Origin of the sequence: Plantactinospora sp. GCM10030261 (genome assembly GCF_042666615.1) — a bacterium.
In the GTDB taxonomy this organism is placed as follows: domain Bacteria; phylum Actinomycetota; class Actinomycetes; order Mycobacteriales; family Micromonosporaceae; genus KBS50.
This window is the reverse complement of record NZ_JBHTDD010000004.1, coordinates 238,833-260,694: the sequence shown is the minus strand read 5'-3', so window position 1 is coordinate 260,694 and position 21,862 is coordinate 238,833. Positions and strand designations below refer to the sequence as shown.

Genomic DNA, 21,862 nt, shown 5'->3' with positions numbered 1-21,862 from the left:
CCGGGTCGGTCCGGGGGCCGCCGGGGCGGCCCCGGGTCCACCTGGCGCCGCCCGGTGACTCAGCCGCCGCCTAGCACGGCCAGGTCCGTCGGATCGGGCAGGTGCCGGACCGTCGCGGCGAGGGGTCCGGCGGCCGGCGGCCTCTCCCCGCGATCGGCGGCGGTGACCAGCAGGACGGCGGTGGAACCGGCGTCGAGCCGGCCGGAGCGGGCCAGTTCGTCGACGCCGTGCGCCGCCGCCGCCGAGGAGAACTCGACCAGGTGGCCCCGCCCCGCCAGCCGCGACCAGGCCACGGCCAGTTGCTCGTCGTCGCACCGCACCACGTCGCCGCCGCTGCTGCGGATCGTGTGCACGGCCATCGCGGTACCCTGCGGATCGCTGATCGAGGTGGCCCGCACCGGCCCGTCGATCGGCATGCCGACCGGCTGGTCGACACCCCTGGCGAGCGCGTCGGTGAGACTGGGAAACCGCTCCACGGCGAGCATCCGGGGCACCCGGTCGGTCCAGCCGAGCCGGGCCAGTTCGACGAAGCCGGACCAGACGCCGAACAGGCCGTCCCCCCGGGAGACCGGCACCACCACCCAGTCCGGCACCGACCAGCCGAGCGACTCGGCGATCTCGAAGGCGATGGTCCGGTAGGCGTGCACCCCGGCCGGGTGGCTGGCCACCGGCGGAAGACGGTAGTTGGTGACCGGGAACCAGCCGAGCCGTTCCACGCCGGTGCGTACCGCCGTCCACCGGTCGGGAAACGTCTCGGTGAGGTACACCCGGGCGCCCAGCGCGGTGACGGTCGCGGCGGTGCCGGACGGGAGGGTCCCGGTGGCGAGCAGGACGGCGTCGAGGCCCGCCGTAGCGGCGTACGCGGCGACCGCCAGTCCCGCGTTGCCGCTGCTGGCCACGGCCACGGTGTCCGCGCCGAGTGACCGGGCCCGGCTGACGGCGGCGCTGGCCAGCCGGTCCTTGAACGACCCGGTGGGATTGGCCCGCTCGTCCTTGACCAGGATCCGCCCCGGCACCCCTGGCAGGTCCAGATTGACGAGCGGGGTCCCGCCCTCGCCCAGGCTCACCGGGCGGCCCACCGGCACCAGGTGCGCGGCCCACCGCCACATAGGGCCGAGACCGGGTGGCGGGACCGGCTCGGGGCGCGTGGGAGGGGGGCCCGCCGCCCGGTGCGGCGTCATCGGCATGCCGACTCCGTCCGCCGCGCATCTGGGACAGCCGGTCACCCCGTCGTCGAGCGGCGTCACCAGCGCGCACCGCGGGCAGCGCGACACCCATTCGACGGCAGTCCGGTCCGATCCGGTCCGGTTGGTCATCACCCGCTCCCCCGGTCGGCGTCGATCCATCGGCGCAGTTGGGCGAAGGCCCGGTCGCCCCACTGTTCCCGGAAGGTCGGGGTGGTAGGCAGGAACGAGCCCTTCACCAGCGCCATCAGCAGCGCCGCCGCACCCGCCGGGTCGACGTCCGGGGTCCAGCAACCGGCCCGTACGCCCCGATCGAGCACGTCGCGCAGCAAGTCGAACCAGGTCTGCTCGGTCGCCGCCAGGATCGGGACGAGTCCTTCGTCCCGCTGCGCGCGCACGGCGATCTCACCGAGCACCCGGCTCAGCTCGGGTTCCTCGGCAAGCAGTCGCCGAATGGCGTCCAGGTGGGCGTGGAGTTGCTCGTCCGGCCGCCCGCCAGCCGGCATGGTGGCCCGGAAGCGGGCCTGTGCGTGCTCCACCACGGCCCGGATCAGGTCTTCCTTGGTGGCGAAATGGTAATGCAGCGTGGCGCTGTTGATGCCGACCCGGGTCGCCACGTCACGGACGCGCAGTCCCTCGAACCCGATGTCGGCGATGATGTCGAAGGCGGCCCGCACGATCTGAGCGGGCCGTCCGGTGGGTGGCCACGGTTCGGGCACCGGTTCCTCCATCAACTGCTTGATTGGAACTTGCGACGGGATTAGCCTATCAAGCAGTTGATGGATAAACTCCCACCCGGCGAGGGGGACGACGATGCGCGTCACCGTGTTCGGAGCCGCCGGACGCACCGGCCGCCACCTGGTCACCGGCGCGGTGGCCCGGCATCACGAGGTCACCGCCTTCGTTCGCCGGCGAGACGGGGCGCCCCAGCCGCCCGGGGTCCGGCTCGTCGAGGGCGACGTGGCCGACCCGGCCGCGGTCCGTCGGGCCGTCGCCGGCCGGGACGCCGTCATCTGCGCACTCGGCGCCGCCACCCCGGTGCGGCGGGACCCCACCCTGGTCACCGGCATACGCCAGATCATCGCGGCGATGACCGACGCCGGGGTGCCCCGGTTGGTCTACCTCTCCTTCCTCGGCGTGCCCGACGGGCGGCGGCAACTCAGCGCGCTCGGGCGGCTCGCGGTCGCGCCGATCCTGCTGCGCAACGTCAGCGCCGACCACGCCGAGAAGGAGGCGCTCATCGCGGCCAGCGCGGTGGACTGGACGATCGTCCGCCCACCCAGGCTCACCGACGGACCGGCGACCGGGGTCTACCGGCACGGCACCGACATCCGGGCCACGTCGGTCGTACCCACCATCTCCCGCGCCGACCTGGCCCGGTTCATGCTCGACCAACTCGACACCACCGAGTACGTCCATTGCCGGCCAGCCCTGATGTACTGACCGCACCGCGCCGTGGGCCCGGGAAAGATCGGGGAAGATGTCGGTATGCGCATCCTCGCGGCCGGCATGTCCGGCTTTCTCGGCACCCGGCTCGCGGACGACATTCGGCGGCAGGGACACGACGTGGTAAGGCTGGTCCGGCGCCCGCCGCGGGGGCCCGGCGAGATCCAGTGGAACCCGGCGGCCGGCCAACTCGATCCGGGCGCGGTCGCCGGCGTGGACGCGGTGATCAACCTGGCTGGTGCCGGCGTCGGCGACAAGCGGTGGACCGAGGCGTACAAGAACCTGCTCCGCACCAGCCGGGTGGACACCACGTCGACCCTGGCCACCGCGATCGCCGGCCTGCCGCCCGGCGACCGGCCCGCCACGCTGCTCAACTCCTCGGCCATCGGCTGGTACGGGGACACCGGCGAACACCCGGTCGAGGAGGACGCGCCGGCGGGTGAGGGTTTCCTGGCCGACCTGTGCCGGGTCTGGGAGGCGGCCACCCGGCCGGCCGAGGACGCCGGGGTACGGGTGGTCCGGCTACGCAGCGGCTATCCCCTGCACCGCGACGGGGGTTTCCTGAAGCCGCAACTGCTGCCGTTCCGGCTGGGCGTGGGCGGGCGGTTCGGCAGCGGCCGGCAGTGGGTGCCGTGGATCTCGATGGCCGACTGGCTGGCCGCCACGGTGTTCCTGCTCGACCGTGCCGACCTCGGTGGGCCGGTGAACGTGGTGGGTCCGGCCCCGGTCACCAACGCCGAGTTCACCCGGGAACTGGCCGCCGCGCTGCACCGGCCGGCGCTCTTCGCGGTGCCTGGCATCGCCCTGCGGATCGGGGTCGGTGGACTGGCTGACGAGATCCTGACCAGCGCGCGGGTGCTGCCCGGGGTGCTGGACCGGGCCGGCTTCACGTTCCGGCATCCGGACCTGCGCTCCGCCCTGCGCGCCGCGCTGGAGGAGTGAGGAAGGACCCCTCGTGGCGGGGCCCTTCCGCAGGGGACCGGCAGCCTTCCGCTCAGCAGCCGATGACCCAGTAGTCCGGGCCGGTCTGCCTGAGGGTGGTGGTGGCCCAGGTGTTGTAGAGACCCATCCGCTGGTTCGAGCCGCGCGCGTAGGCATACCCGAGGGAGTGGTACGCCCGCCCGGCCGTCACGTGCGCGTAGTTGCTGCTGGTGACGCAGACCGGCGCGCCGCCGCCGGTGGTGGCCGACACCGTCGCCGACCGCGGGCCCTCCCCCGCCGCGTTCACCGCGCTCACCGCGTACCCGTAACTGGTACCGGAGGCGAGCCCGCTGTCGGTGTACGACGTGCCGGTCACGGCGGTGCCGGTGACCCGCGAGCCGTCCCGGTAGACGTGGTATCCGGTTGCGCCACTCACGCCGGACCAGGACAGCGAGACGGAGTTGGTGGTGGTGCCGGTGACCGCGAGCCCGGTCGGCGCCGCCGGTACGCCGGGACCCGGACCGCCGCCGGAGTTCAGCCCGAAGAACACCGCGTCCCGGTACGCCGAGCAGATGGTGTCCAGGAAGTACGAGGTGGCGGTGCCGCACTGCTCGGTGCCGCTGCCCGGGTCGACGGGGGTGCCGTGGCCCATCCCGGAGATCCGGTACACCCGCACCGCGTCGCTGCCGTACGTCTCCAGCGTGGTGCCGCCGGGCAGCGAGGTGGTGCTGGTCGGGGCCTGTGACACGCCGAGCACGTTGGTCCACTGGTCGCGCGACTCGGTGGCGTTGGCCACGGCCACCGTGTAGTCGCTGGTGCCGTGCCACACGGCCACCCGGGGGCGGGTCCCGGAGTAGGAGTACGCGCCGCGGACCAGGTCACCCCACTGCGCGGGGGTCTTGTCCTTGCCGGGGGTCATGCAGGAGAAGGCGTCGACGAGGCCGGTGGCGCAGCCGTACGGGATACCGGCGACCACCGAGCCGGCGGCGAAGACGTCGGGGTAGGTGGCCAGCATGACGGAGGTCATCGCGCCGCCGGCGGAGAGCCCGCTGACGTAGACCCGGTTGGCGGCGGTGCCGTAGTTGGCCTTGGCGTAGTCGACCATCGACTTGATCGACAGCGCCTCGCCCTGGCCGCGCCGGGTGTCCCCGGACTCGAACCAGTTGAAGCACTTGTTGGCGTTGTTGCCGCTGCCCTGCTGCGGCACGATCAGCGCGAATCCCCACTGGTCGGCGTACTTGCGCCAGCCCGAGTTGGTGAAGTAGCCGGTGGCGTCCTGGGTGCAGCCGTGCAGCAGGACCACCGCGGGAGCGCCGGACGGGAGGCCGTCCGGCCGGTAGGCGTACATCGCGAGGTTGCCCGGGTTGGACCCGAAGCCGGTGACCTGGACGAGGGTGGCGGCGTGCGCCGGTGCGGCGCCGACCAGGACGGCGGCGGCGGTCAGGACGGCGACGAGCGCGGCCCGGAACAGCCGCGCCATCTCGGGTGCGCGGGCCCGGGCCCGCCGGGTCGGGACGGATGGGCAGCGGCTCACGGTGGCCTCCTCGATACGAGTTGTGATCTCAGTCACCCCCCGAATGGCCGTGACGTTACGTTCGTGTGACGAACCGTCGACATATCGATGGGTCACACATTCGCGCACTCCCATGTGTGCGGGACGCGCGGCGCGGTCGGCGGGGATTGGTAACCTGCGGCGTGCCGCTTCCCCCGTCGACGCTGCGTAACCAGCCGCCCGAACCGCCCGGCCCGGCCGGTGCCGGCGACCCGCCGCGTCCGGCCGCCCGCTCGCGCCGCCGCACCGACCTGCTCGCGGTGGCGGCCAGCCTGGTCCTGGCGGCCTGGGTGACAAGCGGCCTCTGGGCGGACCCGAGCGGCCGCGCCGTCACGGTCAACTCCAGCGACCAGGCGCTCTTCGAGTGGCTGCTCGCGTTCGGCGCGCACGCCGTGAGCCACGGCGACAACCCCCTCTTCACCTACCTGATGAACGTCCCCGACGGCGTCAACCTCGCGGTCAACACCTCGATCACCGTGTACGCGGTGGTCTTCGCGCCGCTGACGTACCTGTTCGGCGCGCCCGTCACCTTCCTCGTGATACTCGTCGCGAACCTCGCCGGCACGGCGCTGGCCTGGTACTGGCTGCTCTCCCGGCATCTCGTCCGGAATCCCGCCGCGGCGCTGCTCGGCGGCCTGTTCATCGGCTTCTCCCCCGGCATGGTGTCGCACGCCAACGCCCACCTGAACTGGACCGCCGGCTGGCTCGTGCCGATCATCGTGTGGCGGGTGCTGCGGTTGCGCGAGCCCGGCCGCTGGCTGCGCAACGGGATCGTGCTCGGCGTGCTCGTGGCCGTGGCCTTCTCCATCGCCGCGGAAGGGCTTTTCTTCACGGCGCTGGCCTGCGGAGTCTTCCTCGCCGCCTGGGCCCTGCACCCGCCCCGCCGGGCCGAGGCGCGGGCCACCCTGCCCACCTTCGCCCGCGGCCTCGGGGTCACCGGGGCGGTGGCGCTGGCCCTGCTGGCGTACCCGCTGTGGTTGCACTTCCTCGGCCCGCAGCGGTTCCACGGCACCGGCTTCGACAAGGTCATCCACGCCGAGGACATCGCCGCCTACGGCGCCTTCCCGGCCCGCTCGCTGGCCGGCGCGGCGGGGCTGGAGACCGGGTTGGCCCCCAACCCCACCGAGGAGAACTCCTTCTTCGGGCTGCCCCTGCTGATCCTCGTCGTGGCGGTCGCCGTGCTGCTGTGGCGACGCACCGCACCGGACCGGCGGGCCACCCTGCGCGCCCTGCTGATCACGGCGGCGGTGTTCACCGTGCTGTCCTGGGGACCCGAGATCAAGATCTTCGGTACGCAGACCGGGATCCCGCTGCCGTACGCGCTGCTGTCCCCGCTGCCGGTGATCAACGCCGCGCTGCCCGCCCGGCTCGCGCTGGTGGTGACGCCGGTGCTCGGCCTGTTGCTGGCGCACGCGCTGGCCGCCCTCCTGGACCGGCCGCCCGCCAACCGGCGGCACCGGCTGGCCTGGCCGGCCGGTTTCGCCGCGGCCCTGCTGCCGCTGGTACCGATGCCGCTGCTGACCACCGAGCGGGCCCCGATCCCGGCCTTCATCACCGCCGGCACCTGGCGGCAGTACGTCCCGGACGGTGGGGTGCTCGCGCCGCTGCCACCCACGCTGGACGTCACCCCGGACGGTCAGCGCTGGCAGGCGTACGCGTTGAGTCACCGGCAGGGCGAGTTCGCGATCCCGTCCGGGTTCTTCCTGGGTCCCGGGGGGCCGGACGGCCGGGGCCGGATCGGGCCCGTGCCCCGGCCCACCGACGGGCTGCTCAACGAGGTGGCCGAGACGGGCGTGGTGCCGCCGATCGGCGCCGCCGAACGGGCCGCCGCCCGCGACGACCTCCGGTACTGGCGGGTCGACGCGGTGGTGCTTGCCGACCGGGTGCACGGGGCGAAGTGGCCGGTGCGACAGGAGGCGTTGCTGCGCGCCGCCACCGAGTTGCTCGGTCCGCCTCAGCGGGTCGACGACGTCTGGCTCTGGCAGGTGTCTCCCGCGCCCTGACCCCCTTTCTCGCGCGTTGATCAAGAGGTCTGCGTCATGGACCCGGCCCGCCGGTGACGCGAACCTCTTGATCAACCCCTCTGGGGAGTCGGCGCGGGCTAGGGTGGGATGGTGCACGAGGTGATTTCCAGACTGACCGCGGTCCACATGGGCACCGTCGACTACACCGCCGCCTGGGACGAGCAGCGTCGGGTGCACGCGGCGGTGGTCGCCGGTGAGACGCCGGACACCGTGCTGCTGCTCGAACACCCGAGCGTCTACACGGCCGGCAAGCGCACGGAGCCGTGGGATCGACCCACCGACGGCACTCCGGTGATCGACGTGGACCGCGGTGGAAAGATCACATGGCACGGTCCAGGCCAGCTGGTCGGCTATCCGATCATGAAGCTGCCGGAGATCGACGCCGGGCACCGGGTGGACGTCGTCGCCTTCGTCCGGCGGGTCGAACAGTTGCTCATCGACGTCTGCGCCGAGCTGGGCGTGGTCACCACCCGGGTCGAGGGCCGCAGCGGTGTCTGGGTGCCTGAGGACGACCGGGGACCAGCCCGCAAGATCGCCGCGATCGGCCTTCGGGTCGCCCGTGGCACCACCCAGCACGGCTTCGCCCTCAACTGCGACTGCGACCTGAGCTGGTACGACCGGATCGTGCCGTGCGGCATCCGGGACGCGGGTGTCACCTCGCTGACCGCCGAACTCGGCCGCCCGGTCACCGTCACCGAAACGCTGCCGATCGTCGAGCAACACCTCCCCACCCTCCTCGCCGCCCCCACAGCGACGATCTAGGGCAGATGGTCGTGATTGGAGATCAACTCACGACCACCTGCCCTAGATCAACGCGGGTAGCGGGTGGGGGGAGTTACGGGGTTAGGCGGTGCAGGTCGCGGGGGAACGCGGTGACCTCGCGGACGTTCGTGGCGCCGACCAGCCGGGCCACGAAGCGCTCCAGCCCGATCGCGAAACCGCCGTGCGGCGGCATCCCGTGCGCGAAGGCGTCCACGTAGGACCGGTACGGTTCGGCCGGCTGCCCGGCCGCGGCGAGTGCCGCGAGATAGTCGTCGCGGCGGTGCAGCCGCTGCCCGCCACTAACCAGTTCCAGTCCCCGGAACAGCAGGTCGAAACTGTTCGACCAGACCGGCCGGACCGGGTCCGGATGGGTGTAGAACGGTCGCTTGGCCATCGGGTAGCCGGTGACGAAGACGAACTCCGACCCGTGTTCCCGCAGCGCCCACTCACCGACCGCGCGCTCGTGCGCCGGCGCGAGGTCCCGCTCGTCGGGGGGTGCTCCGGCGATGGCCAGCGCCTCGGTGAAGTGCACCGCCGGGATCTCCGCCGGCACCTCGGGGGACCGCACGTCGAGCGCCGCGAGCGCCCCCCCGGCCCGGTCCGCCACGGCCGCCAGCATCCCGGCGACCGCGTCCCGCAACACCGCCATCACGTCCCGGTGGTCGCCGATGAAGCCGAGTTCGGCGTCGAGGCTGGTGTACTGGGCCAGGTGCCGCACCGTGTCGTGCGGCTCCGCCCGGAACACCGGGCCGACCTCGTACACCCGCTCGAAGACGCCCACCATGAGCTGCTTGTAGAGCTGGGGCGACTGGGCGAGATACGCCGGCCGGCCGAAGTAGTCCAGGGCGAAGACGTTCGCGCCGGTCTCGGTGGCCGACCCCACGATCTTCGGTGTCTGGATCTCGACGAAGTCACGCCGGTCGAGCGTGGCCCGGAAGCCGGCCACCGCCGCCGCTCCGGCGCGCAGCGCGGCCGACCGGCGGGGGTGGCGCAACGCCACGGCGGCGTGGTCGAGCTGGGTGGGCAGGGTGGCGGTCAGCTCCGGCCGGTACAGGTCGAACGGCGGCGGCGTCGCGACCGGACCGAGCGCTCGGATGACCGGGTCGACCAGTTCCACCCCGGACGGTGCGGCGGGGTTGGCCACCAGGGCGCCGGTGACCTCCACGACCGTCTCTTCGGTCAGGCGTTCCAGCTCGGCGCGTACCGCCGGGTCGGTGACCACCACCTGGGCGAGCCCGGCGGCGTCCCGCACGATCAGGAAGGCCACCGACTTGAGCAGTCGGCGGCGGTGGACCCAGCCCGCGATACGCACGGTGGCGCCGGTACGGGCGGGAAGGTGGCTGGACAGAAGGCGTTGCACGGCGGTTTTACCTCCTCTGTTGCCGCAACGCGCCCGCCGCGCGGCGCGCGGCGGGGCGATCTGCCCCAGGGAGGTGTGGGCGAGCGGGAACCTCGCGGTGCCACCACACCTTCGCCGCCGGTGGCTGCCGGCGGCCTCGTTCGTCCCCGTGACGTGGGGGTACGGCGGGATCTACTTGGAGTGCGGAGGGAGCCCTCCGCACATCGTTCTGCCCGCGGCTCGGGAGGGTCTTCACGCCCCGGCCGGAGACCACCTCTCAGCTTCCGGTGGCTCTCTTGAACTCCGGTGGTCGGGTCGCTACTCGGCTCCGTCGGCGCCGTTGGGGTGGCACGCTAGCGCACCCCGGGACATCTGTGACAGCGATTTACCGGTGATCCGTGATCGCTGTCACAGCAGCCGGGAGGGTGAGCCCGGTCGCCTCGGGTTCATCGATGACCCGGTCCGGCGTACGCTCGGGATTGTGACCATCGCTCCCGAAGGACGCCGCCTGCTCCGGATCGAGGCTCGTAACGCCGAGACCCCGATCGAGCGAAAGCCGCCGTGGATCAAGGTCAAGGCCAAGATGGGCCCGGAGTACAGCCACCTGCGTGGCCTGGTGGCCCGCGAGGGCCTGCACACCGTGTGCCAGGAGGCTGGCTGCCCCAACATCTACGAATGCTGGGAGGACCGGGAGGCCACCTTCCTCATCGGTGGTGACCAGTGCACCCGGCGCTGCGACTTCTGCCAGATCGACACCGGAAAGCCCGCCGAGTTCGACGCCGACGAGCCGCGCCGGGTCGCCGAGTCGGTCGCGACGATGGGACTGAAGTACGCGACGGTCACCGGCGTCGCCCGGGACGACCTGCCCGACGGTGGCGCCTGGCTGTACGCCGAGACGGTGCGGCAGATCCACGCCCTGCAGCCCGGTTGCGGCGTCGAACTGTTGATCCCGGACTTCAACGCGGTGCCCGAGCAGCTCGCCGAGGTGTTCGGCGCCCGGCCCGAGGTGCTCGCGCACAACGTCGAGACGGTGCCGCGGATCTTCAAGCGGATCCGGCCGGCGTTCCGCTACGAGCGCTCGCTGGACGTCATCCGGCAGGCCCGCGCCGTCGGTCTGGTCACCAAGTCGAACCTCATCCTCGGCATGGGCGAGGAGCGGACGGAGATCTCGCAGGCGCTGCGCGACCTGCACGACGCCGGCTGCGAGCTGATCACCATCACGCAGTACCTGCGCCCCACCCCCCGGCACCACCCGGTGGAGCGGTGGGTCAAGCCCGAGGAGTTCGTCGAGTTGAAGGACGAGGCCGTGGAGATCGGCTTCGCCGGGGTGATGAGCGGTCCGTTGGTGCGTTCGTCGTACCGCGCCGGCCGGTTGTACCAGCAGGCGATCGACGCCCGCGCCACCACCCCCGCAAGCTGACCCCCGCCCCCACCCCCTCGTCCCGGCGGTCCTGCGGGTCAGGGCTGCCCTGGCTACGCATTTCCACCCCTTCGCCGGGGCCGAATGTGCACGTCCCCCAGTCCCTTTGGGGAGAACGCCTCGCGGCCGTGGAAGCGGTCGGCCGCGTCGGAATGGCCGGCGGCCCGTACGACTGTCTGGTTCGCGCCAGGGGGTTGGCGTCGGCGCGGACAGGTGGCGGTCAGGTGAGCAGGCCGAGCCGGTGCGCGACGGCGGCCGCCTCGATCCGGTTTGTCACGTCGAGCTTGGCGATGATCCGGGAAACGTGCACACTCGCCGTCTTCGGTGAGATGAACAGCCGCCCGGCGATCTGGCTGTTGCTCAACCCCTCGGCGACCAGCCGGAGCACCTCCCGCTCCCGCGAGGTCAACAGCTCGGTCCCGCCCACCGCCGCGCCACCCGGAGCCGCGCCAGCCGCCGCGCCCCGCAGCCCGACCCGCCGGGCGAGCTGGGCGACCCGCTCCGCCAGGGGACGGGCCCCGAGCCGCCGCGCGATCTCCGCCGACTCCGTCACCGCGTCGGTCACCGTGGTCCGGTCACCGGCCGCGGCCGCCGCCTCGGCCAACTCGACAAATGCCCGAGCCAACTGGTAGGGCCGGCCGTCGACCCGCCAGGCGTCGACCGCAACCTGCCACCGGGCGACCCTCGCCGCGGCGCTGTCAGCGGAGCGGGTGGCCGACGCGGCGTCCCCGACCGCCGGTCCGGCGTCGGCCACCAACCCAGACCCCACGGGTCCACTGGCGGCCACCAACCCGGCCCGCGCCGATCCATCGCCGCTCGCCGCCATGGGCAGCAGGGCCGTGAGCTGGGCGGCGTACGCCCGCTCGGCGGGGAAGCCGACGTGTAGCCGTGCGGCTATCGCCTCGACCGCCGCGATCAGCTCCGGCTCTCCGGCCCGTACGGCGACGGCTCCGGCGGCGGCCAGCAGCGGCCAGCCGTACCGGGGACGGCTCGGCAGCGTCGGGTCGGTCAACGCGGCCCGGGCGGCCGACACCGCGCCGGCCAGGTCCCCGCCGCACAGCGCCGCCTCGATCCGCAGCTCGTGCAGCGGCAACCGTTGCTGTGGATGCAGGTAGGGCTTGCCGAGGAAGCCCAGCGCCCGGGCAACCAGTTCGTCGGCGCCATCCTCCCCCCGGGCCAGCCGCAGCCGGGCCCGCAGCTCCAGCCAGTGCAGTCCGAGCGTCCCGATGACATCGATCCGGGCCGCCTCCGCACAGATCTCGTCCGCCTCCTGCCACTCGCCAAGTGCCAGCAGCGCCTCGGCCCGGTTGCTCAGCAGGAAGGCGCCGGTCGACCGGCTGACACCGAGCCGCCGGGCCTCCGCCGCGCCGTCCGCCGCCACCCGCGCCGATTCCGCGTACCGACCCAGCTCGAACAGCGTGTCGGAGATGTTGCCCAACGCCGGGACGAGGTTGACCGGGTCACCGGACTGCCGGGCCAGCCGTTCGGCCTCGCGCAGCTCGGTGAGGCCGAGGTCGGGCGACACCTCACGATCCCGGCACTTGGCCAGGGCGAGGTGCGCGTGGGTGAGGGTGACCGGATCGCCGGTGGCCTTGGCCGCCACCAACGCCTCCGCCACGAGTTGATCGCTCTCGGGCAGGCCGGCCTGGACCAAGTGCCCGGCCAGGTCCGCGATCAGCCGCACCCGCTGCGGGTCCTCGGTCTCGGCCGCGGTGGCCAGGCGGTACGCCTCGCTCAGCTCCTTGGTGCCGTCGCTCTTGCCGAGCACCGCCAGCAGCCGACCCCGACGACCCAGCAGCCGCGCGGCGCGCAGCGGCTCGGTCGCCGGGTCGACCTCGGCAAGCGCGGCCCGGCTCAGGCTCAGCGCCCGGACGTGGTCGCCCGCCACCCATGTCGCCGCCAGCGCCTCCTCGACCAGAGCCACGTGGTCCATACCCAGCCGCTCGGCGGCGTCCGGAACCTGCTCCCACAGCTCCAGCACCCGCTCCAGCAGCCGGCTCTGCTCCGCGTACGCGTACCGGCAACTGGCCGCCTTCGCCGCCGCCAGAGCGGCCACGAGAGCCCGCGGATGGTCGTGTGCGGCATGCCAGTGGTGGGCGATCTCGGCGGGGGCCCGGCCAGCCGGGACGAGTTGCGGGTCGGCCTCGATCGCGGCGGCGTACCGGGCGTGCAGCCGGGCGTGCTCACCGGGTAGCAACTCGTCGTGCACCGCCTCGCGGACCAGAGCGTGCCGGAACACGTAACCACCGTCGGCGTCGGCCACCACCAGTTGCGCCGCTACGGTGGCCCGCAACGCCTCCTCCAGGTCGCCGTCGGGCAGTCCGGCGGCGGTGGCGAGCAACTCGTGTGCGATCCGGGTGCCGCCGGCGGCGGCGATCCGTAGCACCCGCTGCGCCGCCTCGGGTAGCCGTTCCACCCGGGCCAGAAGCAGGTCCCGGAGGCTGTCCGGCATGGTGGCGCAGCCGGCCGGGTCGCCCGCGGCGGCCAGTTCCTCGATGAAGAACGGGTTGCCCTGGGCCCGCTCGAACACGGTGTCGATGGCCAGGGCGGGTGGTTCCGCGCCAAGCAGGTCGGTCAGGATCGTGGCGGTGCCGTCGCGGTCCAGGCGGGTGAGTTCGCGGCGCTCCACCCCGCGTACCCGGTCCAGCTCGGCCAGGAACGGCCGCAGTGGGTGACCGCGGTGCAGTTCGTCCGTGCGGTAGGTGCAGATCAGCAGGGTCCGGGCCGGCCGGGCGGCCCGGATCAGGAACGCGATGAGGTCGCGGGTGGACCGGTCCGCCCAGTGCAGGTCCTCGATGACAACCACCGTCGGGCGCCCCTCGGAAAGCCGGGCGAGCAGCTCTCCGACCAGTTCGAACAGGTAGCCCCGGTCGGTCGTCGGCGCGTCGGCGAGCGGCGTCCGCGCGCCCGCCGCGGGCCGGGCCAGCTCCGGCAGCAGCCGGGCGAACTCGACGTCCTGCCCGGCCAGCGCGTCCCGCCCGTGCCGGCGGAGCACCTCGCGCAGGACGGCGGCGAACGGGGCGAACGGCAGGCCCTCCTCGCCCAGCTCCAGGCACTGGCCGACGAACAGGTCGGCGTCGCCGCCGACGGCCGCCCCGAACTCCTCCATGAGCCGGCTCTTGCCCACCCCCGCCTCGCCACCGATCAGCACCGCGGCCTGCTCGCCCGCGTCCACCCGGCGCAGCGCGTCGCGCAAGGCGGCAGTGTCGGCCTCTCGGCCGACGAATGTTCGGCTGCTCACCCGGGCGGTCACGACATCGAGGATGCCACGCCGGTGAGACATCCCGCCGCCGGCCGGCCCGCCCTCAACGGTCGGGCCAGCCTCCGCCCGGCGACGGTCCCGGGCCGAGGGGTGGACTCCGGCCATCCGGTCGGGGCCCACCCCGCGGTCCGCCGCGGTGGTCATGCGTCCGGCGTGGTCGGCGGCCGGCGGCGCAGCCAGGACCGTCCGGTCCCGTGCCGGTTACGTGTGGCCGCGCTCGCCAGCCGCGCCTGCGCGGCCTCCCGGCGCATCTCCTTGGACCGGCTGCGGTACATGTCGAGCAGCAGATCCTCGTTCGTAATCCCAAACATGTCGTCTCCCTGTGCTTGTCGTTTGCGCTGAACCTGACTCTGCTCGCGCAGGTATCACCGGCACATGAGGAGACCGCCTGATCTCGTCGGCTCCGACCCTCCTTACCTGGCCGCTTCCGGGGGGCTTACGCGGGTAAGGTCCTTACCCGCCCGGAACCGGGACCCGGAAGAACCGGCCCACGGCGCAGGACCCGCCCCAGACCCGGCCGGATCCGCCAGACCCGCCGGGGCCCGGCGGGATCCGCGCCTCAGGGGGTGTCTCGTAGACTTTCTCGCATGGCAAAGCCCCAGGAGAAGGTGTCGTTCGGCCAGCGGCTGAAGCAGATCTGGATGGTGTTCAAGTTCACCGCCAAGCAGGACAAGTGGTTCATGCCGCTCGCCCTCGGCGCGGTGCTCATTCCGCTCGCGCTCACCGCGGTCGCGATCATGATCTGGGGCTGGTTGTGGTTGCCCGTCGGCATCCTGCTCACCCTGCTCGCCGTGCTGATCGTGCTCAATCTGCGGTCCAACCGGGCGATGATGAACGCCGCCGAAGGGCAACCGGGCGCGGCCGCCCAGATCATGGAGACCATGCGCGGCGACTGGCGGGTCACGCCGGCGGTCAGCTCGACCACCCAGATGGACATGGTCCACCTGGTCATCGGCCGTCCCGGCGTGATCCTGCTGGCCGAGGGCAACCCGCAGCGCATCCGTGGCCTGCTCGGCCAGGAGAAGCGTCGGCTGGCGAAGGTGATCGGCAGCGCGCCGCTGTACGACTACCTGATCGGCCAGGGCGAGGGTGAGCTGCCGATCCGCAAGCTGCGGCCCACGCTGATCCGGCTGCCCCGCAACCTCAGCGGCAAGGATGTCAACGCCCTGGACAAGCGCCTCAAGGCGCTCACGTCCCGGCCGCAGATGCCCAAGGGAGCGATCCCCAAGAACATGCGTCCGCCCCGGGGGAACTTCCGGCAGACGCGCGGTCGCTGATCGGCGGCACGTCCGCGTCGGGACAGGCAGGCAGGCAGATGACGGTAACGCCCACCGACCGGCGGCCGCCGCTGGGTGACCTGCTGCGCACCTGGCGGGAGCGGCGCCGGCTCAGCCAGCTCGAACTGGCCAACCGGGCGGAGGTCTCCGCCCGGCACCTCAGCTTCATCGAGACAGGCCGGTCCAGGCCGAGCCGCGAGATGATCGCGCAGCTCGCCGAGCGGTTGGAGGTGCCGCTGCGGGAACGCAACCGGCTGCTGCTGGCGGCCGGGTACGCACCGGCCTACGGGGAAACCGATCTCGACGCTCCGGAACTGGCCGCCGCCCGGGACGCGGTGCGGCGGGTGCTGGCCGGCCACGAACCGTACCCGGCGGTGGTGGTCGACCGGCGCTGGCAGTTGCTGGACGCCAACCCGAGCCTGCGCCTGTTCACCCGGCTGGCCGCGCCGGACCTGCTGGTCCCGCCGGTCAACGTGCTGCGGGTCAGCCTGCATCCGGAAGGATTGGCGCCACACATCCTCAACCTTGGCGAATGGCGGTCCCACCTGCTCGGCCGGTTGACCCGTCAGGTGGAGCTGTCCGGCGATGTCGAGCTGGCCGGGCTGTTGCGGGAACTGCGCGGGTATCCGTGCGCCCAGCCGGAGCCGGTCGCCGACCTGCCCGGTCCGGGCGAGTTCGTGGTGCCGCTGCGGATCCGGTCGGCGGGCCGAACGCTCAGCTTCTTCAGCACTGTCGCCACCTTCGGCACCCCACTCGACGTCACCCTGGCCGAGCTGGTGATCGAGTCGTTTTATCCAGCCGACCGGGACACCGTGGCGGCGCTCCGAGCGCAGGCGGCGGAGCCGGCCGGGGACTGACGGTAGCGCGACGTGAAACTGGCTTACTCCTGCCGCTGCGGAGCGAGGACGGCGTACGCCCGCACCGGGAAGGTGCCGAACCGGCGCACCGGGGGCGGGGCGGCGTGCAGCCGGGCACCGGTGACCGGCACGCCGTCGAGGCCGGTGAGGTGTTCCAGCACCGGGATCCCCGCGTCGAGCAGGATCGAATGGGCGGGCCGTGCGCTGCCCGTGTGATCGTCGATGTTGACGCTGTCGATGCCCACAAGTCGGGCTCCGGCGTCGACGAGGTGCCGAGCGCCCGCCTCGGTCAGAAACGGTGCCGGATCACCGTACGACGGAGTGCCCCAGTGCCGGTCCCACCCGGTGTGCAGCAGGACGGCGTGCCCTGCCACGTCGTACGCGGCCAGGGCGACCGCGTCGATGTCGCGGCGGGACCCGCCGGTCAACCGGATCACCAGGGCCGGCAGGTCCGCCACGGCGGTCAGTGGCAGCCCGGCCAGGTCGGCCCCGTCCGCGTACCGGTGGAACGGACTGTCGAGATAGGTGCCGGTGTTGCCCACCATGCTGATCCGGTCGATGGCGAACTCCACCCCCGAGCCGTAATGCTCCCGGGACGCCTCGCGGGTCAGGTGCGGGGTGATCTCCGGTCCGGGCAGGCCGGGGTATGTCGTCATGCCGGCGGTGATCGGGTGGGTCAGGTCCACCAGCCGGGTTCCCTCGGCGTCCGGACCGGTGTCCGGGACGACCGACGTCTTGTGCGGTTCCGCCACCACCTGAACGTCGCTGAGCCGGACCCGGTCCACCATCGCGAGGCCCAACTGACTGATGAACAGGGTGGCCAGCCGGTCCTCGGGCAGGTCCGGCGCGGGTAGGTCCAGCCGGAATCCGTGGGTGGTCAGACCGCCCCCGTTGAGGAAGGTCACCTCGGCGTCGAACACGGCACGGTACTCGATCATGTGATCCATCCTGGACGGTTTCCGCGTTCAGCACCATTGGCAGTCCATGAACGCTGCGTTTAGCATCCGCGAATGCGGATCGACCCACGGCGGCTGGCCGTGCTCGGCGCCGTCGCGGACGCGGGCGGTGTCCTCGCCGCGGCGGCCGTCCTGCATCTCACCCCGTCCGCTGTCTCCCAGCACATCTCCCGGTTGGAGGCCGAGACCGGAGTGACGCTGCTCGACCGCTCCCAGCTCGGCGGCCGGCGAGCCGCCCGGCTGACACCCGCCGGACGGTTGCTCGCCGCACACGCCAGCCGGGTCGCGGAGGCCCTCGCGGCCGCGGAACGGGATCTCGCCGCCTTGACCGGCGCGGTCACCGGCGTGGTCCGGGTCGGTGCGTTTCCCACGGCCATCCGGCACCTGGTGGGTCCCGCGATGGCAGCCATCGCGGCCGGTCCGGCGCGGGTCGAGGTACGGGTGCAGCAGGTCGAGCGGCAACCTGGGCTCGCCTCGGTGCGGGCCGGTGGTCTGGACCTGCTGGTCGCCGAGGGTGACCCGGACCGGGAGTCGGACCCGATGCCTGGCCTGCGGGTCGATCGGCTGCTCGACGACCCGTACCGCGTGGTGTTCCCTCCTCGCTGGGCGCCGGTGGGCGGGATCGAGGCGTTGCTGGCCCGGCCGTGGGTCGACGGAACGCCCGGTACGGCGGTTCGGGCGGCGCTGGACCGGATCGCGGTCCGGTACGGCGTCGTGCCGGCCAGCCGGCACGAGTGTCTGGAGTTTCCGGCGGCGCTGTCCCTGGTCGCCGCGGGGGTGGCGGCGGCCGTCGTGCCCGCGCTCGCGCTACCGGCCGACGGTCCGATCGAGGTGCTTGAAGTGCCTGGCGCCGGTGCGCGACGGATCGAGCTGGTCTGCCGGGGTGGCCGAACCCAGCCGTCACCCGCGGCGGACCTCGTCGCCCAGGCAATCCACGCGGCCGCCCGCCGGTGAGCGCGGGGAAGGGTTCACGACGCCCTTCGTCGCAGCACCACGATCGAGCCGGACCACCGGTCGTGCAGCCCGCGCCGCCGGTCGTCCATGATCACAGCCGGGACGACGAGACACAGCGCCAGCACCCGGACCAGTGCCCGGAGCAGGCCGATCCGGCCGCCGTCGGGGTACGACACGCAGCCGATCCGGCTGAGGAACATGCCTGGCGTCTGGGCGAACAGCCCCAGGAAGACGGTGTACTCGATGATCAGGACCAGGACCGGGGGCCAGCCGGCGCGGATCGGGTCGGCGAACAGGTCGCTGATCAGGAGGCAGAGCACCCAGTCGATGAGCAACGCGCCGAACCGGCGACTCAGGCCGGCCGGCTCGAAGGTCCCGACACCATCCGGCGGCGGCGGCCCGCCGCCTGGTGATGCTCCGCCGCCCGGCGGCGCTGTCCCACCGTCCCGCTGTCTGCTCACGGCTGATCAGGGTATCCGCTCTTTCCGGACCACCGGTTCGCGGGAATCGAAACGGACACGGCCCGACAACTGACCCGAAACCACACCGCCCCGGCGGGCGTAACACGGCAGAAACATAGGAGACATGCCGGGGCAACCGCCCAGCCATACCGTCGCCAGCAGCCTAGACGCCATGTGGACGTGCCAGGAGGAACGTGTGTTCGCCAATCCCGAGGAACTCCTGCGATACCTCAAGAACGAGGACGTGAAGTTCGTCGACGTACGCTTCTGCGACCTGCCCGGGGTGATGCAGCACTTCAACCTCCCGGTCGAGTCGTTCGACGACAGCGTCTTCACCGACGGCCTGGCCTTCGACGGATCTTCCATCCGTGGGTTCCAGGCGATCCACGAGTCGGACATGCTGCTGCTGCCCGACCACGCCACCGCCTTCATCGACCCGTTCCGGGCGGAGAAGACCCTGGCGCTCAACTTCTTCATCCATGACCCGTTCACCCGGGAGGCCTACACCCGGGACCCGCGCAACGTGGCCAAGAAGGCGGAGGCCTATCTGGCCGCCAGCGGGATCGCCGACACCGCCTACTTCGGCGCCGAGGCGGAGTTCTACATCTTCGACTCGATCCGCCACGAGACCTCCGCGCACCAGTCGTACTACTACATCGACTCGGTCGAGGGGGCCTGGAACAGCGGGCGCGAGGAGCCGGGCGGCAACCGTGGCTACAAGACCGCGTACAAGGGCGGCTACTTCCCGGTGCCGCCGGTGGACCACTACGCCGACCTGCGCGACAGCATGGTGCGGCGCCTGATCGACACCGGCTTCACCGTGGAGCGCGCGCACCACGAGGTGGGCACCGCCGGCCAGGCCGAGATCAACTACCGGTTCTCCACGCTGCTGCACGCCGGCGACCAGATGCAGCTGTTCAAGTACATCGTGAAGAACACCGCGTGGGCGGCCGGCAAGACGGCGACCTTCATGCCCAAGCCACTGTTCGGTGACAACGGCTCGGGCATGCACACCCACCAGAGCCTGTGGCTGAACGGCGAGCCGCTGTTCTACGACGAGACCGGCTACGCCGGCCTCTCCGACACCGCCCGGTGGTACATCGGCGGCCTGCTGCACCACGCCCCGTCGCTGCTCGCTTTCACCAACCCGACGATCAACTCGTACCGCCGGCTGGTGCCGGGCTTCGAGGCGCCGGTCAACCTGGTCTACTCGCAGCGCAACCGGTCCGCCTGCACCCGCATCCCGGTGACCGGCGGCAACGCCAAGGCCAAGCGGGTGGAGTTCCGGGTGCCGGACCCGTCGGCCAACGTCTACCTCGCCTTCTCGGCGATGATGATGGCCGGCCTGGACGGCATCCGCAGCAAGATCGAGCCGCCGGAGCCGATCGACAAGGACCTGTACGACCTGCCGCCGGAGGAGTGGGGTTCGGTCAAGCAGGTGCCCGGCTCGCTGCCGGAGGTGCTCGACTCGCTCGAGGCCGACCACGATTACCTGCTGGAGGGCGGCGTATTCACGCCGGACCTGATCTCCACCTGGGTGGACTGGAAGCGGACCAACGAGGTCGACCCGGTGCGGCTGCGCCCCACCCCGCACGAGTTCGAGATGTACTACAACGTCTGACCCGCGGGCGCCAGGGTGATCACCTCCCTGGTCCGCAGAGTCTCCATACGAGGCCACCGGGACCGCGTCAACCGCGCGAACCTGGTGGCCTCGTCGGTTCCCGCACGGATCGACCCGGCGTACGGGATGTCGGTGGGTCGGGCTCACCCCAACCACCCGACATCCCGTACGTCGAGTGGATCATGGCGCGCGGCGGGCGTGGCGATGCGTGGGCTTGCCCGTCAGCCGGGGTGCTCGTCCTCGCGGCGCGCGTTCTGTCGTCCATGTCAGGGAACAGATGCCGGCGTCCGCTCGCGTCGGCCGAACCCGACGACGGCACGGTGACGGTGGAGATGCTCGCCGGCAACGTCACCCAGGCGGCGCGGTTGACCTGCGACGCCTGCGTGGGCGTGGAGACCATCTACCAGCCCACTGACGTGGGTCGGCGCCGTGGCCGTAGTCCCCGTCCGGCGAAGTAGGGCCGTGCAATCGCGGAAGAAGATTCTGGTAGTCACGGAAAATAATACCTGCAATCGCGGAATACATGGCATCATCGGGGCGATGGATGGATCCTTGACGGGCCTGGCCCGGCGACGGCTTTCTCCGGTGCTCGCGCGCCGACTCCGTGAGGAACCAGCGATCGTGCTCAACGGTCCTCGCACGGTCGGCAAGAGCACGCTCCTAGGAGAACTCGCGGGGAGCCTCGGGCGCGTCGTCATCGACTGCGACGACCCGGCGACGCGGGCCGCCGTCCGAAACGACCCGGGCCGGTTCGTCGCCGGACCCGATCCGGTCCTGATCGACGAATACCAGCATGTCCCCGAGCTGCTCGATGCGATCAAGGCCGAACTCAACCAGGACCTGCGTCCGGGACGCTATGTGCTCGCCGGATCGACCAGGTACTCCACCCTGCCTCAGGCTGGTCAGACGCTGACCGGCCGCGTCGACATCCTCGACGTCCTTCCGCTGGCGCAGACGGAGATCGACGGGTCAGCCGGTGACCCCCTCGTCCACCACCTGCTCGACGGCGCCGACCCCGTCGACGCAATGACCCGGTCGATGACCACTCGGGACGAGTACGCCCGGCGGATCACCTCGGGCGGCATGCCGGTGGCGCTTCGCCGTCCACTCGGACGGTCACGATCCAGGTGGTTCGCCAACTATCTCAACCTCGTTGTCGATCGCGATGTCATCGAGCTGAGCCGGGTGCGGCAGCGGGAGATGCTGCCCAGACTGCTCTCCGTGCTGGCGGCCCGATCCGGCCAGGTGCTGAACATCGCCGCCGTGGCTGAGGCCGTGGGCATGGAGAAGAGCAGCGCGGAGAACTACACGCGCCTGCTGGAAGCGGTGTTTCTCATCCAGCGACTACCGGCCTGGGGCACCACCCTCGGTTCCCGCGTGGCTCGAATGCCCAAAGTCCACCTCGTGGACGCCGGCGTGATGGCCTGGTTGCTCGGTCTGACACCGGAAAAGATCGCCACGAACGACCCATCGACCCTCACCGAGTACGGCCACCTGGTCGAAACGTTCGCCGTCGGTGAGGTTCTCAAGCAGGCCAGCTGGTGGGATGGCCCGGTCGCGGTGGGGCATTTCCGCACGTCGACGGCCGAGGAGGTAGATCTGGTCCTGGAACGCGACGACGGCTCCGTCATCGCCTTTGAAATCAAGGCAGGGACCCGCGTCGATGTCGCGGATCTCACCGGGATCCGGGCGCTGCGCAGCCGTCTCGGCACCCGACTCGCGGCGGCGGTGGTCCTGTACACCGGCCACCTGGCCTATGCGCACGAGGAGGGCACGGCGGTGTTGCCTCTCGACGCCCTCTGGACCCCGCAGCCCTGAGCAGATAG

General features: G+C 72.0%; 19 protein-coding genes. 11 read left to right on the top strand and 8 right to left on the bottom strand.

The features are described from left to right. Positions 1 to 59 precede the first annotated feature (59 nt). On the bottom strand, positions 60 to 1,316 hold the full coding sequence (locus ACFQUZ_RS07690) for a pyridoxal-phosphate dependent enzyme (RefSeq protein WP_377439377.1): 1,257 nt from the start codon (positions 1,314 to 1,316) through the stop codon (positions 60 to 62). Next, positions 1,316 to 1,903 (bottom strand): TetR/AcrR family transcriptional regulator, encoded by a 588-nt coding sequence (locus ACFQUZ_RS07685; protein ID WP_377439375.1) that lies wholly within the window; start codon positions 1,901 to 1,903, stop codon positions 1,316 to 1,318. Before ACFQUZ_RS07685 ends, ACFQUZ_RS07690 begins: the two co-directional genes overlap by 1 nt. Before the next feature lie 94 nt (positions 1,904 to 1,997). Here ACFQUZ_RS07685 and ACFQUZ_RS07680 point away from each other — a divergent pair, with 94 nt between their 5' ends. Together ACFQUZ_RS07680 and ACFQUZ_RS07675 are read left to right on the top strand one after the other, a co-directional pair. After that, positions 1,998 to 2,627 (top strand): NAD(P)-dependent oxidoreductase, encoded by a 630-nt coding sequence (locus tag ACFQUZ_RS07680; RefSeq protein WP_377439372.1) that lies wholly within the window; start codon positions 1,998 to 2,000, stop codon positions 2,625 to 2,627. 45 nt (positions 2,628 to 2,672) lie between these two features. Beyond that, positions 2,673 to 3,572 carry a TIGR01777 family oxidoreductase gene (locus ACFQUZ_RS07675; protein WP_377439369.1) on the top strand — a complete coding sequence of 300 codons (900 nt, stop codon included), beginning with the start codon at positions 2,673 to 2,675 and terminating at the stop codon, positions 3,570 to 3,572. 52 nt (positions 3,573 to 3,624) lie between these two features. On the opposite strand, the gene ACFQUZ_RS07670 is transcribed toward ACFQUZ_RS07675, so the two are convergent. After that, positions 3,625 to 5,031: a PHB depolymerase family esterase gene (locus ACFQUZ_RS07670; protein WP_377439454.1), complete on the bottom strand. Its 1,407-nt coding sequence runs from the start codon at positions 5,029 to 5,031 to the stop codon at positions 3,625 to 3,627. A 236-nt stretch (positions 5,032 to 5,267) separates the two neighbouring features. On the opposite strand from ACFQUZ_RS07670, the gene ACFQUZ_RS07665 reads away from it, so the two are divergent. Together ACFQUZ_RS07665 and lipB are read left to right on the top strand one after the other, a co-directional pair. Then, positions 5,268 to 7,106, top strand: a complete 1,839-nt coding sequence (locus ACFQUZ_RS07665; RefSeq protein WP_377439451.1) for a DUF2079 domain-containing protein — start codon at positions 5,268 to 5,270, stop codon at positions 7,104 to 7,106. A gap of 120 nt (positions 7,107 to 7,226) precedes the next feature. Next, a complete protein-coding gene (lipB, locus tag ACFQUZ_RS07660) occupies positions 7,227 to 7,889 on the top strand; it encodes a lipoyl(octanoyl) transferase LipB (RefSeq protein WP_377439366.1) in 663 nt (220 codons plus the stop codon). A 73-nt stretch (positions 7,890 to 7,962) separates the two neighbouring features. Here the strand turns inward: lipB and aspS are convergent, their stop codons facing one another. Then, the gene (aspS, locus tag ACFQUZ_RS07655; RefSeq protein WP_377439363.1) at positions 7,963 to 9,249 is read right to left on the bottom strand and encodes an aspartate--tRNA(Asn) ligase; all 1,287 of its coding nucleotides are present in this window, start codon (positions 9,247 to 9,249) and stop codon (positions 7,963 to 7,965) included. A gap of 457 nt (positions 9,250 to 9,706) precedes the next feature. Here aspS and lipA point away from each other — a divergent pair, with 457 nt between their 5' ends. Further along, complete coding sequence (gene lipA / locus ACFQUZ_RS07650) at positions 9,707 to 10,648, top strand: lipoyl synthase (RefSeq protein ID WP_377439449.1); 942 nt, start codon at positions 9,707 to 9,709, stop codon at positions 10,646 to 10,648. 220 nt (positions 10,649 to 10,868) lie between these two features. On the opposite strand, the gene ACFQUZ_RS07645 is transcribed toward lipA, so the two are convergent. Beyond that, positions 10,869 to 14,054, bottom strand: coding sequence for an AAA family ATPase (locus ACFQUZ_RS07645; RefSeq protein WP_377439360.1), 3,186 nt, complete (start codon positions 14,052 to 14,054; stop codon positions 10,869 to 10,871). Beyond that, positions 14,051 to 14,221 carry a hypothetical protein gene (locus ACFQUZ_RS07640; protein WP_377439357.1) on the bottom strand — a complete coding sequence of 57 codons (171 nt, stop codon included), beginning with the start codon at positions 14,219 to 14,221 and terminating at the stop codon, positions 14,051 to 14,053. The genes ACFQUZ_RS07645 and ACFQUZ_RS07640 overlap by 4 nt, the downstream gene beginning before the upstream one ends. A gap of 276 nt (positions 14,222 to 14,497) precedes the next feature. On the opposite strand from ACFQUZ_RS07640, the gene ACFQUZ_RS07635 reads away from it, so the two are divergent. Next, complete coding sequence (locus ACFQUZ_RS07635) at positions 14,498 to 15,187, top strand: DUF4191 domain-containing protein (RefSeq protein WP_377439355.1); 690 nt, start codon at positions 14,498 to 14,500, stop codon at positions 15,185 to 15,187. Between the two features lie 38 nt (positions 15,188 to 15,225). Further along, on the top strand, positions 15,226 to 16,044 hold the full coding sequence (locus ACFQUZ_RS07630; protein ID WP_377439352.1) for a helix-turn-helix domain-containing protein: 819 nt from the start codon (positions 15,226 to 15,228) through the stop codon (positions 16,042 to 16,044). 23 nt (positions 16,045 to 16,067) lie between these two features. On the opposite strand, the gene ACFQUZ_RS07625 is transcribed toward ACFQUZ_RS07630, so the two are convergent. Continuing rightward, positions 16,068 to 16,982, bottom strand: a complete 915-nt coding sequence (locus ACFQUZ_RS07625; protein WP_377439349.1) for a cyclase family protein — start codon at positions 16,980 to 16,982, stop codon at positions 16,068 to 16,070. Between the two features lie 72 nt (positions 16,983 to 17,054). Here ACFQUZ_RS07625 and ACFQUZ_RS07620 point away from each other — a divergent pair, with 72 nt between their 5' ends. Further along, a complete protein-coding gene (locus tag ACFQUZ_RS07620) occupies positions 17,055 to 17,954 on the top strand; it encodes a LysR family transcriptional regulator (RefSeq protein ID WP_377439347.1) in 900 nt (299 codons plus the stop codon). A 14-nt stretch (positions 17,955 to 17,968) separates the two neighbouring features. Here the strand turns inward: ACFQUZ_RS07620 and ACFQUZ_RS07615 are convergent, their stop codons facing one another. Continuing rightward, positions 17,969 to 18,310, bottom strand: a complete 342-nt coding sequence (locus ACFQUZ_RS07615; protein ID WP_377439446.1) for an RDD family protein — start codon at positions 18,308 to 18,310, stop codon at positions 17,969 to 17,971. Between the two features lie 301 nt (positions 18,311 to 18,611). Between ACFQUZ_RS07615 and glnA the strand changes: the two genes are divergently transcribed. The 3 genes from glnA (at position 18,612) to ACFQUZ_RS07600 (ending at position 21,854) form a co-directional block, all read left to right on the top strand. Then, complete coding sequence (gene glnA / locus ACFQUZ_RS07610) at positions 18,612 to 20,036, top strand: type I glutamate--ammonia ligase (RefSeq protein ID WP_377439443.1); 1,425 nt, start codon at positions 18,612 to 18,614, stop codon at positions 20,034 to 20,036. 263 nt (positions 20,037 to 20,299) lie between these two features. Continuing rightward, on the top strand, positions 20,300 to 20,494 hold the full coding sequence (locus ACFQUZ_RS07605) for a hypothetical protein (RefSeq protein WP_377439344.1): 195 nt from the start codon (positions 20,300 to 20,302) through the stop codon (positions 20,492 to 20,494). A gap of 4 nt (positions 20,495 to 20,498) precedes the next feature. After that, positions 20,499 to 21,854, top strand: a complete 1,356-nt coding sequence (locus ACFQUZ_RS07600; RefSeq protein ID WP_377439342.1) for an ATP-binding protein — start codon at positions 20,499 to 20,501, stop codon at positions 21,852 to 21,854. Positions 21,855 to 21,862: the final 8 nt, after the last annotated feature.

Coding starts and splice junctions, on each gene's coding strand:
- ACFQUZ_RS07670 (WP_377439454.1), bottom strand. CDS start 5,031: ATGGCGCGGCTGTTCCGGGCCGCGCTCGTCGCCGTCCTGACCGCCGCC.
- ACFQUZ_RS07675 (WP_377439369.1), top strand. CDS start 2,673: ATGCGCATCCTCGCGGCCGGCATGTCCGGCTTTCTCGGCACCCGGCTC.
- ACFQUZ_RS07620 (WP_377439347.1), top strand. CDS start 17,055: ATGCGGATCGACCCACGGCGGCTGGCCGTGCTCGGCGCCGTCGCGGAC.
- ACFQUZ_RS07645 (WP_377439360.1), bottom strand. CDS start 14,054: ATGACCACCGCGGCGGACCGCGGGGTGGGCCCCGACCGGATGGCCGGA.
- ACFQUZ_RS07690 (WP_377439377.1), bottom strand. CDS start 1,316: ATGACCAACCGGACCGGATCGGACCGGACTGCCGTCGAATGGGTGTCG.
- ACFQUZ_RS07630 (WP_377439352.1), top strand. CDS start 15,226: ATGACGGTAACGCCCACCGACCGGCGGCCGCCGCTGGGTGACCTGCTG.
- ACFQUZ_RS07605 (WP_377439344.1), top strand. CDS start 20,300: ATGTCAGGGAACAGATGCCGGCGTCCGCTCGCGTCGGCCGAACCCGAC.
- ACFQUZ_RS07635 (WP_377439355.1), top strand. CDS start 14,498: ATGGCAAAGCCCCAGGAGAAGGTGTCGTTCGGCCAGCGGCTGAAGCAG.
- ACFQUZ_RS07625 (WP_377439349.1), bottom strand. CDS start 16,982: ATGATCGAGTACCGTGCCGTGTTCGACGCCGAGGTGACCTTCCTCAAC.
- ACFQUZ_RS07640 (WP_377439357.1), bottom strand. CDS start 14,221: ATGTTTGGGATTACGAACGAGGATCTGCTGCTCGACATGTACCGCAGC.
- ACFQUZ_RS07680 (WP_377439372.1), top strand. CDS start 1,998: ATGCGCGTCACCGTGTTCGGAGCCGCCGGACGCACCGGCCGCCACCTG.